Source organism: Streptosporangium sp. G12, from assembly GCF_052983175.1.
This window is the reverse complement of the sequence record NZ_JBRIQO010000020.1, coordinates 84,731-98,124: the sequence shown is the minus strand read 5'-3', so window position 1 is coordinate 98,124 and position 13,394 is coordinate 84,731. Positions and strand designations below refer to the sequence as shown.

Genomic DNA, 13,394 nt, shown 5'->3' with positions numbered 1-13,394 from the left:
AAGTGTGATCGAAAGAGCCCGGATGGGTTGTTCGTAAGCTCATCCATACGTTGCGCGCCGCTCTTTGACAACTCCCAGAGGGATCCAAGGGGCCTTTACGCTTATATGTCCGAATCACGTCTTGGTGGTGGAGTATCAGGTCGTTGGGATGACAGTGTTGAGTGAGATGGAGGCAAGAGTGGTGATGAGCGCTAGCAACAACAGCCAGAAACCCCAGCGGACGAGGCGGTACTTGCGCCGGACGATGCCCGCCACCTGTCGCAACTGATCGGAGACTCGCCCGAGATCGAAGGTTCGGGAGCGCAAAAGTGCCTCAGCAACCTCTTCGGTCGTGGTGTAGGGCAAGACATCCGCCCAGTAGCTGACCGTGTCACGACGTAGGGGGGCCCCATCTAGTCGTACGTGGGTAGACGGCTGCTGCTAGGCATACGAGTGCTAGAAGGGCTGCCCCGGAGCCAACCCACCACAGCCACTCAATGCCGTTAGACAGGGAGAACGGTGACCAACTGCCAGCTAATAGTCCGCTGGCAGTGGCACTCAGCCCGAGGCCAACGATTCCTAGTAGCACTTGAGCTTTCGTATCCGCCCTGTTCAGTTCCTCTCGCGCCTCGCTTAGAAGCAGTGCTCCGTAGGCGCGCGCATCCTCCTCGGCTAGATCGCGTGAGCTGGAGTGGGGGCGTGCCAGAGTGGCGAAGACTCGACGAAGCATGATTGATCTTCTCCCGAACGAGGATGGTTACTGAAGGGAAAGCCGTACTTTTTGTTTGCTGGGTATGTCCAGTTAACGGCTCTGTCGTAGATTCGGTGGTGGCGGAACGTCCCTGCGCCACGGTGAGTCACGCGTGATATCGAGGAGCTTGTGGGTGTCGTGTTCTCGGGCTTATTGCCGCTGGTCATAGAGGATGTGGCGGACGAGGGGAAACGTATCCGGGTGCGGGCACGCACCCCGGGTGGGTCGGTCGCGTGCTCGCGCTGTGGAACCGAGACCCCGGGTACACGGCTACCACGAGCGGAGCGTGGCCGATGTCCTGGTCGACGCCCGCAGCGTGCTCGTAGTGGTGCGCAACGGTTCCAGCGCCTACGCCGAAGCGACCCGCCGCGTCCTTCCACAAGCCATCCAGGTCACCGACCGCTGGCACCAGATCTACAACCTGCTTGGAAAGGGTGTCGGCCTGCTGGAGCGCGTGCGACGCCTGAACCTATCTCTCAACACCGTCAAGCGCTACGCGCGTGCGACCGAACCGATGCACCTACACCGCGGCCCCGCAGTATCGGCCCACCCTCGTCGACCCCTACCGCGACTACCTCAAACGCCGCCGCACCGACGACCCTGCCGCCTCCGTCGTGCACTTGTTCACAGAGATCAAGGATCTTTGGCTATCGGGGCAGCTTCAACCTTCTCTACCGCTACATCACCCAGGGTCGGGTCGAGGCCGACCGTTTGCCTATCTTGCCGCGCCGCCTGGCCAGGCTCTTGCTCACCCGGCCCGGCAACCCCACCGCCAAGCAGCAATGTCCTGCTAGTGCCGTGACCGCATAGGTTCACCGCGTTGAAGTCGAACCGGCCCTCGTCGCCCGTGTGCCCCTGGCAGGATCTTGCACATGTTCAAAGAGAAACTCAACGCGCTCTCGCAGTTGATGGCCGAGCACATGGCCGCGCCGTTCCCTCCGGGCTTTCGCGGCCTGGACATCGAAGGCCAGGAGATGGTGTTGCTCGACGCGGACGCCTACGGCTATGCCTGCGATGTCCTCAAAGGCCCACTCGATGAGCAGCGCCGCGCGGACTTGCTGAAGCTCACGGCGGCGTTCGAGAAGGTTCTCCCGGCGATCGACGACGAGTACGCGGTCAAGTACTACACGCACGTGCGCGACATGGCTGTGCTGGCCGCCGAGATCGATACCTTGCGCGACAAAGTAGACCTCTGACTGGGAAGGTTCGCCGAGGTGGCGGTCGGGGCGGTTGGATGTGCAAGGGCGTCCAATCCGACCGCTGGAGGTGCGGTGGCTGAGCCTGTCCGTGTGCGCAGACTGACCGACCAGGAAGGGCAACGGCTGCAGCAGATCGTGCGCCGAGGCAGCACCAGCTCGGTGCGCTACCGGCGCGCGATGATGCTGCTGGCCTCGGCCGGCGGGAACCGCGTCCCGGTGATCGCCCAGCTGGTTCAAGCCGATCAGGACACCGTCCGTGATGTGATCCACCGGTTCAACGAGATCGGTCTGGCCTGCTTGGACCCTCAATGGGCGGGAGGCCGTCCCCGCCTGCTCAGCTCTGACGACGAGGACTTCGTCATCGCGACGGCCACCACCCGACCGGCCAAGCTCGACCAGCCCTTCACCCGCTGGTCGCTGCGCAAGCTCGTCGTCTACCTGCGGAAGGTGCACGGGCGCATTATCCGCATCGGCCGCGAGGCCTTACGCTGCCTGCTCGCCCGCCGCGGCGTTACCTTCCAGCGCACCAAGACGTGGAAGGAGTCCCCCGACCCCGACCGAGAGGCGAAGCTGGATCGGATCGAGGAGGTCCTGGACCGCTTTGCGGACCGGGTCTTCGCCTTTGATGAGTTCGGCCCACTCGGGATCCGGCCCACCGGCGGCTCGTGCTGGGCCGCGAGGGGACACCCCAAGCGGCATCCGGCCACCTATCGCCGCACCCACGGCGTCACCTACTTCCATGGCTGCTACTCGGTCGGCAACGACACTGTGTGGGGCATCAACCGCCACAGAAAGGGCGCCGCGAGCACCCTGGCCGCGCTGAAGTCGATCCGCGCCGCCCGCCCCGACGGCGCCCCCATCTACGTCATCTTGGACAACCTGTCCGCGCACAAGGGCGAGCAGATCCGTCACTGGGCCAGCAAGCACCGGGTCGAGCTCTGCTTCACCCCGACCTACGCCTCCTGGGCCAACCCGATCGAGGCCCACTTCGGACCGCTAAGGCAATTCACCATCGCCAATTCCAATCACCCCAACCACCCCGTGCAGACCCGGGCTCTGCACGCCTACCTGCGCTGGCGCAACGCCAATGCTCGCCACCCCGACGTCCTCACAGCCCAACGCCGCGAGCGTGCCCGCATCCGCAGCGAGAAGGGACTGCGCTGGGGAGGAGGACTTCTCGCTGCCGCAGCTTGAACTACCGCGCGGCCCGCAACGCCGCCGAGATCTGGGCGACATCCAGGTCGACGACGACCTCCTCGCCATCCCACACACCGCGCGAGGTGATCGCCAAGCCGATCAACGCCAGCTCAGCGGCATCGTCACGTAGTTCGTACTCTTCACGGCTCTCCTCGCCGATCTCGCCTAGCTCATCGCGACCCCAGGCAGCGACCGCCGACTCAGCCACGGACCGTGGCAACCGCACCCGGATCCGACTGATCTGGGGATCGAGATGAGCCCCGATCGCCGCCAGCACGGTCCGGTCCTGCTGATACCTCACGTGTTGCTCGCGATCTTCCACGAGCCGAGGGTACTCATACCCAACTGGGTCGCCGATCCCAAAGCCGGTGAACGTATGCGGTCAGAGCACTAGACGGCCTCACCGCCACCTACCCGGAGATGATCGATCTTGCCGGATTCGTCCGCGCCTTCGCCAGCCATCCCGGCGCGGTTCAGCTTTCCGATGGGCTTGTCTGTTGATAGGGGCTTGCCTGGCCATTTGACAACTCGGCGGGCTGTGCTGCGGCCGGGGGCCGTTGCCCGCCACCCACCCACGTCCGGCGAACTTCGACGAGTACCTAACAAACGATCAAAGCTATTTCGATGCAGCTAGCTTGCAGTGATCGTTGATAAGTGCCAGATCAGGGGCCGAGTTGCTGTTTGTGACTCCCCCGCCCCCGCTACCGGAGTGTTCGTGTCCCTCGGTCGGCGTCAACCCCGTCTGTACCTGTTGGGTGTGGGGTACCGGTTTACGCCGTGGGAACGGACACGCGAAGACGGAGTTGACCCCTCGGCCGGGCACACGATCTGGCAGCTGTCGGGGGCGAGGAAGAAATGGGCCAGGAGCCTGCATGGTGACTCCTGGCAGGCGTGGCGGCGCCGTCCCTCCGAAGCACACGCCGCCACGCCCGTTCTACCGGGCTCTACCGGACAGCAGCGCCGCCCAGATCGCCCGAGCTTCGGGGAAAGACCATCGGCACGTCTCGTGGATCGCGTGCTTGCGGTCGAGTTGAACGGTTCGCCGGATGAACGCCTGCCCGCCGCCCTGGCACAGTTCGTAGACCGTGGCGCGGCACACACAGGTCCAGCTCACCGGCCTTACGCGATCAGCGATCCGATCCGGAGGCCGCCACTGCAGCCGAGTGTGATCGCGGTGCGCCATGGCCACATGCGGACTCAGGCACTTCTCAACCAGCATCACAACGGGTCCCCACGAAGCTGCGACGACACCGGGTGGCCCTGCTGTAGTTCCTCGTACCGGCGGGCGACGCAGCGGGCGGCGGCGGCCGGGTTGTCCACGGTGTAGGCCGTGTAGAGCCGTCGGCGGCTTCGCCCCGAGAACTGTCCCGTCCACCAGCGGTAGACGAAGCCGTCGGTCCAGACCAGAAGATCGACCCAGACCGACACCAGGGCGACGCCGTAGCCGTCATGGACGTCAGCGGCTATCCCACGCTGTTCCAGCGCGTTACTCAGCTGGTCAGCGGCGTATACGGCAGGCGTTCCGGTCAGCAGAGCGGGAGCGATCATCGTTGTCCGTCTCCTCTCGGTGCGGTCGATGCGCGTGGTCGAATTCCCCTTCCCAGAGTGTCGCCGGGCGACTACGTTCGGTAGGTGTGCGCCTCCAACGGTAAATCCGCACATTCAGTTGCGTCTCATGTAGGACCCTCAACGATTCGTGTAGAGCCCTGAAGGACGGGAGTGCAGATGCCCTCACCGAGCGAGCTGGACGCGAATGCCAGCGTTCTTGCTTACTGGGGTTCTGAACTGCGCAAATACCGGGAGCAAGCACAATGGAGCCAGAAGGAACTGGCGCGCAGGATCTCCTACTCCACCTCCCTCGTCGGGCTCATCGAGACGGCCAGGCGTGCCCCGACGAGGGAGTTCGCGGCGAAGTGTGACGAGGTACTGAAAGCCGATGGTGCTCTCGTCCGCCTGTGGCCCCTGATCGGCAGAGACGTCTACCCCGTGTGGTTCCGGCCGTTCGTCGAGCTGGAGCGAGAGGCCCGGACCCTGCGAAGCTTCCAGCCTGTCCTCGTGCCGGGACTGCTCCAGACCGAGGACTACGCGCGGGCGGTTCTGCGGGCAGGACGACCAGGCGACACCGACGAGCAGGTGGAGGAACTCGTCGCCACGCGCATGGAACGGCAACGGATCCTCACCAAGCCTGACCCGCCCATGTTCTGGGCCACCCTTGACGAGGCCGTGCTGATCCGTCCGGTCGGTGGCCCGCAGGTCATGCGCAAGCAGCTGGAGCAGCTTCTCGAACTGGTCCGGCGGCCCCGGATCACCATCCAGGTCATCCCGCTGGACGTGGGCGCGCATGCCGGTCTGACCGGGGCTTTCGTGATCGCGAGCTTCAGAGGATCGCCCGATATAGTTTATTTGGAAACCGCAGCCGAAGGTCAGATCGTCAACGGTCCCACCGAGATCGAGACCCTGTTGACCCAGCTCGACGCGCTCCGGGCGTGCGCTCTGTCGCAGTCCGCCTCGGTGGCTCTGATGGAGAAAGCGATGGGATCATGGACCTGACGGACGCCCGGTGGTTCAAGAGCAGCCGCAGCGGCGGCAACGGCGGCGACTGCGTCGAGGTGGCCACCAACCTCCCCGGCATCGTGGCTGTCCGCGACAGTAAGAACCCTGACGGCCCCGCCCTGGCGTTCACCCCCCAGGCATGGGCCGACTTCATCACCTCGGTGAAAGCGGACACGATCTAAGCTGTTCCCCTTCCGGGGCGGTGACCGGCTTTTCGCCGTGGTGTCGCCGGCCGAACTCGCTTTGCGAGCCCTTTCGGTGTTACGGCATTCCGTGCGAGGCAGGCGACCCCGAGTGCTTCCCGTCCGGCGCCGAGCACCGACACACCAGGATGTGATCACTCGCCGGGCCACGGCATTCTCTCGTCAGTGCGGCGGCTCGAAGGGGTTGACCACGGACACGCCCGTCCCCTCGAAGTCCTTGACGTTCACCTCTCGGGGAAGGTCCCGGTTCCTGGGGAACTCGATGTCGTCGTCCCAGTCGGGGGCGGCGAGAAGGAACCGTCCGAAGTCGGGGGCCTCGCCCCTGAGACGGCGGTACTCGGCGATGTCGATGACCACGGCCACCTCCTCCCCATGCCGGGTGACCACCTGGGGACCCTCGCTCACCGCCCTCCGGAGGACCTCACTGAAGCGCTGCTTCGCCTCCCGAAGCTGCCATCCGCCCATGGAGACCTCCTCTCTGGACTCAGGGTACGAAAACACAAGATCACATGCCGCGACAAACGCCACCCGCTCGGTCGGTGCTGACTCTCCACGCCAGGCGCTCACCGGCCGGCGGTCAGGGCCTCCGACCGCCACAGGTCGCGGTAGTAGCCGGGGGAGGAGACCAGCTCCGCGTGGGTGCCCCGCTGCGTCACCGAGCCGTTCTCCAGTACGACGATCTCGTCCATCGGCTCCAGCCCGCGCAGGCGGTGCGTGACGAGCAGCGTCGTACGGCCGTGGGTGGCGTCCAGGAGGTCGGCCATGAGCGCGTCCGCCGTCGTCTCGTCCAGGGCCTCGGCGGGCTCGTCCAGCAGCAGCACCGGCGGGTCGTGCAGCAGCGCCCGCGCCAGTGCCAGCCGCTGCAGCTGGCCCCCGGACACCGTGCGCCCGTCCTCCCCGAGCACCGCGTCCCAGCCGGTCCGCTCCACCCACCGGTCCAGGCGCGCCCGCCGCACCGCCCCGGCCAGTTCCTCGTCGCCGGCCTCCGGGCCCGCCAGCCGCAGGTTGTCCCGCAGCGACGTCTGGAACACGTACGGATCCTGTGTCAGCCCGGTCATCACCCGCCGGGTGTCGTCGGCCGCCAGCTCCCGGACGTCCACCCCGCCGACCCGGATCGTCCCCGACTCGGGCTCGACGAGGCGCATCAGGGCCGACAGCAGGGTGCTCTTGCCCGCTCCGCTGGGGCCGACCAGGGCGACGCGCCTGCCGGGGGTGAGGGTCAGGCTGACGCCGTCGAGGGCCGGGGGAAGGCCGGGGTCGTGCCGGACCACCAGGTCCTCGATCTCGACGGTGGGCGGCCCGGCGGGGACCGCGACGGGAACGGCCGGCTCGGTCACCGCCGGCGGGGTCGCGCCCACCTCCCGCAGGCGGCGCAGGGCGGCGAGCACCCCGGTCAGCCGCTCCCCGGCTGCGGCCATCGGCAGCACCGGCTCGAAGGACACCAGCGAGACCAGCGCGAGCACCGCGGTGGCCACGGCACCCGCCCCGGAGTTCATCGCCAGCAGGACGACGGCCGCCACGGTGAGTCCCTGGGTGAGCAGGCCCAGGGCCGAGGCGATCGCGTTCGCCCGCGCCTGCCTGCGCTCCAGCGCCGCCAGCCGGGCGTCGGTCTCGGCGGCGGCGGCCAGCGCCCGCCCGTCCGCCCCGTAGGCGGCCAGGTCGGCCGCGCCGTGCACCAGGTCGGCGACCCGGGCCGCGAGGTCCGCCCGCGCGGGGGCGATCCGCGCCGACCAGCGCCGCGCGGCGGCGGCCGTGCCCGCCGGGATCAGCACCCCGGCCACCAGCAGCCCGGCCAGGAGCGCCAGCGCCGCCACGGGGAGCAGGAACAGCCCGATCACCACCGCGGCCACCCCGGTGACCAGCGCCGCGACCGCCGGGAGCAGGCAGCGCACCAGCAGGTCCTGTACCGCGTCGGTGTCGTCGACCATGCGGCTGAGCAGGTCGGCTCCGCGCTTGTTCGACGATCCCGTGGGAATGAGCGCCTGGTAGAGCCGCTCCCTGGTCCTCGCCTGGGCCCGCAGCGCCACGTCGTGACCGGCCAGGCGCTCCCCGTAGCGGAAGACGCCCTTGGTCGTCGCGAACGCCCGCACCCCGACGATGGCCACGCTCAGCGCCGCCAGCGGCGGTTGCTCCGCGGCCCTGGTGATGAGCCACGCGGCGGACCCGATCAGCCCGAGCCCGGCCAGCTCGGCCGCCGCCGCCCCCGCCGCGGCGAGGACCAGCCGCCCTCCGGTCCGGCCCGTCGGTCGCTCGTCTGCCTGACCCGCTGGTCGTCCGTCCGTGCGGCTCGCCGGTCGCTCGTCCGAGTGGTCCGCAGGTCGTCCGGCTGCCTCGCTCGTCGGCCGCCCGCCCGTCCGGCCCACCGGGATCCCGCTGACGTCGGTCACGAGGTGATCTCCTCTCGGGTCCCCGCCGGTGCTCTGCCCCCGGCGTCCCCGGCCACCACCCGGCCGTCGGCGATCCGGATCACCCGGTCGGCCAGGTCGATCATCGCGGGCCGGTGGGCGACGATCACGGCGGTGCGGCCCTCGGCGAGGTCCCGGGTCGCGCTCACGATCGCGCCCTCGCTGCGGCCGTCGAGCCGCGCGGTCGGCTCGTCCAGCAGGAGCAGCCCGGCGTCCGGGCGGCAGAACGCGCGAGCCAGCGCGACCCGCTGCCGCTGCCCGGCGGACAGGTTCGTCCCCCGCTCGCCGAGCACGGTGTCGTAGCCCTCGGGCAGCGCCGTGACGAACTCGTCGGCCTGCGCGGCCCGCGCCGCGGCCCTGATCTCGCCGATCGTCGCGCCGGGGGCGCCGAGCCCGATGTTGTCGGCCACCGAGGTGGCGAAGAGATGCGGGCGCTGCGGTACGAACGCCAGCCGCGCGCGCCAGGAGTCGTGATCGCCGATCTCGGCGCCGTCGACCAGGACCCTGCCCTCCGAGGGGGTGACGAAGCCGAGCAGCAGGTGGAGCAGGGTGCTCTTGCCCGCTCCGCTCTCGCCGACCAGCGCCACCCGCTCACCGGGCGCGATCACCAGCGACACGTCCTCCAGCGCGGCCTCCTCACGGTCCGGGTAACGCACCGTGACGTGCTCCAGCCGGATCTCCGGCGCTCCGCCCGGGCTCGGTCCCCCTCGTCCCGGCGAGCTTGCCGTCGCCGTACGCGTGCCCGCGTGCTCATCGCGCGAAAGCCGCGCCCCCGCCTCCGCCTTCGTCGACTCCGCCTGGCCGTCGAGTACGCCGAACGCCTCGTCGGCGGCGGCGACGCCCTCCATCGCCGCGTGGAACCTGCCGCCCATGTTGCGCAGCGGCAGGTACGCCTCCGGCGCCAGGAGCAGGACCAGCAGCGCGGCCGACAGGTCCAGGGAGCCGGACAGCAGCCGCAGGCCCACCGGGACGGCCACCAGGGCCAGCGAGAGCGACGCGGCCAGCTCCAGCACCAGCGAGGACAGGAACGCCACCCGCAGCGTGCGCATCGTCGCGGCCCGGTGGGCGTCGGCCACCCGCCGGATCACCTCGGCCTGGTAGCGGGCCCTGCCGAAGGCGCGCAGCGTGGGAAGGCCCCTGACCACGTCCAGGAAGTGCCCGCCGAGGCGGGAAAGGGCTCTCCACTGACGTTCCGTCACGGCCTTGGTGTGCATGCCGACCAGCGCCCCGAAGATCGGGATGAGCGGCAGCGTGACCAGCACGATCACCGCGCTGGCCAGGTCGGCGGCGAACAGCCGGACGAGCACCGCGACCGGCACGACGCCCGCGACCGCCACCGCGGGCAGGTAGCCCGTCAGGTAGGGGTCGAGGGCGTCCAGACCCCGGCCGGTCAGCGTCACCAGCTCGCCCGAGCGCTGGGAGGCCGGCCTGACGGGCCCCAGGTCACGCACCCGCGCCAGCAGGCGGTGCCGCAGGGCGGACTTCACCCCGGTGGTCATGCGCCCGGCGGCGATCCCCTGCCCCAGGGTGAGCAGCGCCCGGACGCCGACGACCAGCGCCAGCAGGATCAGGGCCGGGGCCGCGAACCGCCCGGACAGCACCCCGGCGAGCAACTCCGCCTGGACGAGGACGAGCAGCCCGGTCAGGACGGCGGCGGCCAGGCACGCGGCCAGGTGGCGGCGGACGGCCCGCTCGCCCAGTGCCAGCCGTACAAGATCCTTGTGCATGCCAACCCTAGAGAGCTCAGAAGAACGAAGGAACCCGATCGGAGGCGGCGCGTCCGGGACCGAACGTCCGCCATACCCATACTTGCGCACCCACCATGACCGGTGCGAAGGGAAGAATCATGACACTGAGCACACTTAGCGTCCCGGTGGGTGCCGTACGGTCGAGCAGCCAGGGGGCGAGTACGGCGAGCAGCACCGCGACGGGCGCCGCGGCGGCGCACGCGGAGAGCAGGAGCGCCCGGCCGGTGCGGCGCGCGCCGGTCACCCGCCCGGGCAGCCGCCACGAGACGAACGTCCAGCCGTGGAAGGCGAGCAGCGCGGCCACCACCAGCCCGCCGGCCAGTCCCGGCAGGCCGATCGCGGGACCGGTCAGGCCGCCGGCCACCGCGACCAGGGCCATGCCCCAGCTCAGCGCCAGGCCGTACGAGCCGACGACGATCGCCCAGTCCCAGGTCGACCGCCACGCGCTCCCGTCGGCGCGGCGGCGGAACCAGAGCCCGGCGTCGCGGACGATCCACGACACCAGCAGGGAGACCACGAGCGGGTAGAGGCCGAACAGCACGTCCCCCTCGATCGAGGGGAAGACGCCGAACAGCACGCCCGCCACGGCCACCAGCCAGACCTCGTTGGCCAGGATGAACGGCGCCATGGCGGCGACGATCTCGTCCCGGTCCTTCCGCGTCCTGCCGAGGACGGGCAGCAGCATGCCCACGCCGATGTCGAAGCCCTCCAGGGCGAAGTAACCGATCAGCAGGAGGGCGAACACGCCGAGCCAGAGGATGTCCATGGTCTCTCCCTAGTGGCTGAGCGCGTGCGCGCGCTCGGTGGGGTCGGCCGGCGCGTCCGCGCCGAGGGCGACGGCGGCGGGCCCGCGCCGCACGGTACGGGCGATCAGCACGTAGTCGATCACCGCGAGCAGGGTGAGCACGCCGCCGAAGGCGATGAGCGAGACGGTGACCATCCCGGAGGTGAGACCGGGGGACATGGCGTCGGCGACGGTCAGCTTCCCGTTGATCAGCCAGGGCTGCCTGCCGGACTCCCTGGCCAGCCAGCCGAGGATCGCCGCCACGAACGGCAGCGGGGTGATCGCCATCAGCACGGGGTGCGTCCAGCGCCAGCGCGGCAGCCAGTACACGGTCGGTGCCAGTACGAACAGGATGAGGAGCTGGATCAGCTGGCCGATCAGGATCATGAAGCCGAGCCCCAGCCCGGCCAGGCCCCCGTCGTCGAACTTGCCCGGCTGGACCGCGCCGATCGCGCCGAACTGGGCGTAGCCGAAGCCGATCGTGAGCAGCGAGCCGACCAGCGAGGTGATCACTCCCGTGCGGAGCGAGCTCGTGAAGAACTCCCGCTCGGCGGTGCGCCGGAACAGCTGGTACGCGCTGGCCCCCATCACCACGAAACCGCCGGTCCACAGGCCCGCGCCGAGCACGTGCGGCAGCGCCATGGTCAGCGTCGGGTTGGTGAGGAGCGCGCCGAAGTCGGTCAGGACCAGGTGGCCGTCGCGCTCCACGGCTCCGGCCGGGTTCTGCAGGAACGAGTTGGCCACCATGATCCAGAAGGCGGAGAGGTAGGCGGTCAGCGTCACCACCCAGATGCACGCCACGTGGAGCCATTTCGGCAGCCGGTGCCAGCCGAAGATCCACAGGCCCAGGAAGGTGGACTCCAGGAAGAACGCGCCGAGCGTCTCGATCGCGAGCGGCGCGCCGAAGATGTCCCCGGCGTAGTGCGAGAGACCGCTCCAGTTCATACCGAACTGGAACTCCATCACCAGCCCGGTGAGAATCCCGAGCGCGTAGTTGATCACGTAGATCTGGCCCCAGAAGCGGGTCACCCGCTCGTGGACCGGCTTGCCGGTGACGGCGTAGCGGGTGTGCATGATCGCGATCAGGGGGGCCAGGCCCAGGGTCAGTACGACGAACAGGAAGTGGAGGCTCCCTGTCACGGCGAACTGTGTCCGGGCCAGGTCGAGCACGTCCACGGTCTCACCTCCATTGTTGTGTTTGTCTACCTATAGACATACTACATGTAGAAGGCCTACATGTAGTATGTCTATAGGAGAGGTAGGCTGACGACGTGAGCGAGCGAAGCGAACGAACCGCCGGGTGCGGTGACACGGGATCCGTCCGGCGGGCGGAGGTGGCCGGGTGAACCCCGACGCGCTCCGCGGTCACATGGACGCCCTGCTGCTCTCCGTGCTGGAGCACGAGCCGCTGCACGGTTACGCGATCATCGAGGCGCTCCAGGCGCGCAGCGGCGGCGCGCTGAACGTGCCGACGGGCACCGTCTACCCGGCGCTGCGACGGCTGGAGCAGGCGGGATACCTGGCCAGCGAGTGGGCCACGGTGAGCGGGCGCAGGCGGCGCACCTACCGGCTGACCTCCTCGGGGCGCACGGCCCTCGCCGGCGAACGCTCCGCCTGGCGGGAGTTCGCCGGAGCCATCGGCAGCGTCCTGGAACCGCGCACCAACCGCTGACGCCTCCCGGAGCCGCCGGGCTCAGGCGGTCACCGGGTTCGGACGGTCGCGGGGCTCAGGCGGTCGCGGGGCTCAGGCGGTCGCGGGGCTCAGGCGGTCGCGACGGCGGGCTCGCGCCGGGTGATGCTCAGGCAGCGGAAGGCGCAGTACAACTGCACGGACCAGATCGCGTAGCTCACCAGCGACGCGACGGCCCCCGCCGGGTAGTCGCCGAACCCGGCCGATCTCTGCGAGCCGAACATCAGGGCCCCGCACGATACGAGCATGACCGGCAGCATGGCCCAGACGAACAGGCCCAGGGCCCGGGTGACGAGCCGGGGCCGTCTGATCCTGCGCAGTCCCCGGCCCAGCGCGAGCAACGCGAGCCCGCCGACCAGGCCGATGAACATCTGGAGCGCGTCCACGCCGCGGGCGACCAGGATGAACCAGTCCGGCATGCGCTCGTACGCCGTCGGGGCGGTGGGAAAGACCTTCCAGATCACGTTCCACATGATCGCGGTGAGCGGCACGCCGACGAACAGCAGGACGGCCAGCCTCCGGCCCGCCGATTTGGACAGCTCCTCCTGGTAGCCGGGCGCGATCTCGCGGATCGGCCCGAACTCCTCGACCGCGGCCCGCTCGGCCTCGTCGCGCCTCAGGCCGTCGCCCTCCAGCGCCTCGGCGGTGTCGAGCAGGCTGTCGCGCGCCTCGGTGATCAGGTCGAGCTTCGGTCTCCGAGGACCCCTGAGAGTGCGGCTGAGCCCGGTCACGTAATCCTCGATGACCCCGGTGCCTGCCATGTGCTCTCCAGTCGCCCGATTCCCGTCCAGGGTACGCGTTTCCCATCCTGGTCTCCCGGCCGGGAGCCGCGCATCGGGGACGACCCTGAGAAGACCCCGAGTCGACCCGCGCCCACCTGCGAAT

Annotated in this window: 14 protein-coding genes and 2 pseudogenes; 6 read left to right on the top strand and 10 right to left on the bottom strand. The window is 69.3% G+C overall.

Going from position 1 to position 13,394, the window contains the following annotated elements; genetic code table 11:
* Positions 1–135: 135 nt before the first annotated feature.
* Positions 136–357, bottom strand: a pseudogene (locus ACVCAG_RS28640) (Pycsar system effector family protein); the annotation flags it as partial.
* A 490-nt stretch (positions 358–847) separates the two neighbouring features.
* On the opposite strand from ACVCAG_RS28640, the pseudogene ACVCAG_RS28635 reads away from it, so the two are divergent.
* The 3 genes and pseudogenes from ACVCAG_RS28635 to ACVCAG_RS28625 form a co-directional block, all read left to right on the top strand.
* Positions 848–1,495 (top strand): annotated as a pseudogene (locus tag ACVCAG_RS28635) (hypothetical protein); the annotation flags it as partial.
* Positions 1,496–1,602: 107 nt separating this feature from the next.
* Positions 1,603–1,926, top strand: a complete 324-nt coding sequence (locus ACVCAG_RS28630; RefSeq protein ID WP_447190603.1) for a hypothetical protein — start codon at positions 1,603–1,605, stop codon at positions 1,924–1,926.
* Positions 1,927–2,001: 75 nt separating this feature from the next.
* Positions 2,002–3,123, top strand: coding sequence for an IS630 family transposase (locus ACVCAG_RS28625; RefSeq protein ID WP_447190602.1), 1,122 nt, complete (start codon positions 2,002–2,004; stop codon positions 3,121–3,123).
* Between the two features lies 1 nt (position 3,124).
* On the opposite strand, the gene ACVCAG_RS28620 is transcribed toward ACVCAG_RS28625, so the two are convergent.
* The 3 genes from ACVCAG_RS28620 to ACVCAG_RS28610 form a co-directional block, all read right to left on the bottom strand.
* The gene (locus ACVCAG_RS28620) at positions 3,125–3,448 is read right to left on the bottom strand and encodes a hypothetical protein (RefSeq protein ID WP_447190601.1); all 324 of its coding nucleotides are present in this window, start codon (positions 3,446–3,448) and stop codon (positions 3,125–3,127) included.
* Positions 3,449–4,060: 612 nt separating this feature from the next.
* Positions 4,061–4,240: a hypothetical protein gene (locus ACVCAG_RS28615; RefSeq protein ID WP_447190600.1), complete on the bottom strand. Its 180-nt coding sequence runs from the start codon at positions 4,238–4,240 to the stop codon at positions 4,061–4,063.
* Between the two features lie 104 nt (positions 4,241–4,344).
* Positions 4,345–4,674 carry a hypothetical protein gene (locus ACVCAG_RS28610; RefSeq protein ID WP_440086540.1) on the bottom strand — a complete coding sequence of 110 codons (330 nt, stop codon included), beginning with the start codon at positions 4,672–4,674 and terminating at the stop codon, positions 4,345–4,347.
* A gap of 177 nt (positions 4,675–4,851) precedes the next feature.
* Here ACVCAG_RS28610 and ACVCAG_RS28605 point away from each other — a divergent pair, with 177 nt between their 5' ends.
* On the top strand, positions 4,852–5,676 hold the full coding sequence (locus ACVCAG_RS28605) for a Scr1 family TA system antitoxin-like transcriptional regulator (RefSeq protein WP_440086539.1): 825 nt from the start codon (positions 4,852–4,854) through the stop codon (positions 5,674–5,676).
* Positions 5,667–5,861 carry a DUF397 domain-containing protein gene (locus tag ACVCAG_RS28600; protein WP_447190599.1) on the top strand — a complete coding sequence of 65 codons (195 nt, stop codon included), beginning with the start codon at positions 5,667–5,669 and terminating at the stop codon, positions 5,859–5,861. The genes ACVCAG_RS28605 and ACVCAG_RS28600 overlap by 10 nt, the downstream gene beginning before the upstream one ends.
* A gap of 183 nt (positions 5,862–6,044) precedes the next feature.
* Here the strand turns inward: ACVCAG_RS28600 and ACVCAG_RS28595 are convergent, their stop codons facing one another.
* The 5 genes from ACVCAG_RS28595 to ACVCAG_RS28575 all read right to left on the bottom strand — a co-directional run bounded on the left by ACVCAG_RS28595 (position 6,045) and on the right by ACVCAG_RS28575 (position 11,995).
* Positions 6,045–6,347, bottom strand: a complete 303-nt coding sequence (locus ACVCAG_RS28595; protein WP_440086537.1) for a type II toxin-antitoxin system prevent-host-death family antitoxin — start codon at positions 6,345–6,347, stop codon at positions 6,045–6,047.
* A 98-nt stretch (positions 6,348–6,445) separates the two neighbouring features.
* Complete coding sequence (gene cydC, locus ACVCAG_RS28590) at positions 6,446–8,269, bottom strand: thiol reductant ABC exporter subunit CydC (protein WP_447190598.1); 1,824 nt, start codon at positions 8,267–8,269, stop codon at positions 6,446–6,448.
* Positions 8,266–10,014, bottom strand: coding sequence for a thiol reductant ABC exporter subunit CydD (gene cydD / locus ACVCAG_RS28585; RefSeq protein WP_447190597.1), 1,749 nt, complete (start codon positions 10,012–10,014; stop codon positions 8,266–8,268). The genes cydC and cydD overlap by 4 nt, the downstream gene beginning before the upstream one ends.
* Before the next feature lie 16 nt (positions 10,015–10,030).
* Positions 10,031–10,801 (bottom strand): cytochrome d ubiquinol oxidase subunit II, encoded by a 771-nt coding sequence (locus ACVCAG_RS28580; protein ID WP_440086534.1) that lies wholly within the window; start codon positions 10,799–10,801, stop codon positions 10,031–10,033.
* Between the two features lie 9 nt (positions 10,802–10,810).
* Positions 10,811–11,995, bottom strand: coding sequence for a cytochrome ubiquinol oxidase subunit I (locus ACVCAG_RS28575; RefSeq protein ID WP_447190596.1), 1,185 nt, complete (start codon positions 11,993–11,995; stop codon positions 10,811–10,813).
* A 166-nt stretch (positions 11,996–12,161) separates the two neighbouring features.
* On the opposite strand from ACVCAG_RS28575, the gene ACVCAG_RS28570 reads away from it, so the two are divergent.
* Entirely contained in the window at positions 12,162–12,491 is a 330-nt protein-coding gene (locus ACVCAG_RS28570; protein ID WP_440086531.1) for a helix-turn-helix transcriptional regulator, read from the top strand.
* 89 nt (positions 12,492–12,580) lie between these two features.
* On the opposite strand, the gene ACVCAG_RS28565 is transcribed toward ACVCAG_RS28570, so the two are convergent.
* On the bottom strand, positions 12,581–13,270 hold the full coding sequence (locus ACVCAG_RS28565; RefSeq protein WP_440086530.1) for a permease prefix domain 1-containing protein: 690 nt from the start codon (positions 13,268–13,270) through the stop codon (positions 12,581–12,583).
* Positions 13,271–13,394: the final 124 nt, after the last annotated feature.

Bases quoted from the DNA above. Each gene is read 5' to 3' on its own strand.
- ACVCAG_RS28630 (WP_447190603.1), top strand. From the start codon at position 1,603: ATGTTCAAAGAGAAACTCAACGCGCTCTCGCAGTTGATGGCCGAGCAC.
- ACVCAG_RS28610 (WP_440086540.1), bottom strand. From the start codon at position 4,674: ATGATCGCTCCCGCTCTGCTGACCGGAACGCCTGCCGTATACGCCGCT.
- ACVCAG_RS28605 (WP_440086539.1), top strand. From the start codon at position 4,852: ATGCCCTCACCGAGCGAGCTGGACGCGAATGCCAGCGTTCTTGCTTAC.
- ACVCAG_RS28600 (WP_447190599.1), top strand. From the start codon at position 5,667: ATGGACCTGACGGACGCCCGGTGGTTCAAGAGCAGCCGCAGCGGCGGC.
- ACVCAG_RS28595 (WP_440086537.1), bottom strand. From the start codon at position 6,347: ATGGGCGGATGGCAGCTTCGGGAGGCGAAGCAGCGCTTCAGTGAGGTC.
- cydD (WP_447190597.1), bottom strand. From the start codon at position 10,014: ATGCACAAGGATCTTGTACGGCTGGCACTGGGCGAGCGGGCCGTCCGC.
- ACVCAG_RS28580 (WP_440086534.1), bottom strand. From the start codon at position 10,801: ATGGACATCCTCTGGCTCGGCGTGTTCGCCCTCCTGCTGATCGGTTAC.
- ACVCAG_RS28565 (WP_440086530.1), bottom strand. From the start codon at position 13,270: ATGGCAGGCACCGGGGTCATCGAGGATTACGTGACCGGGCTCAGCCGC.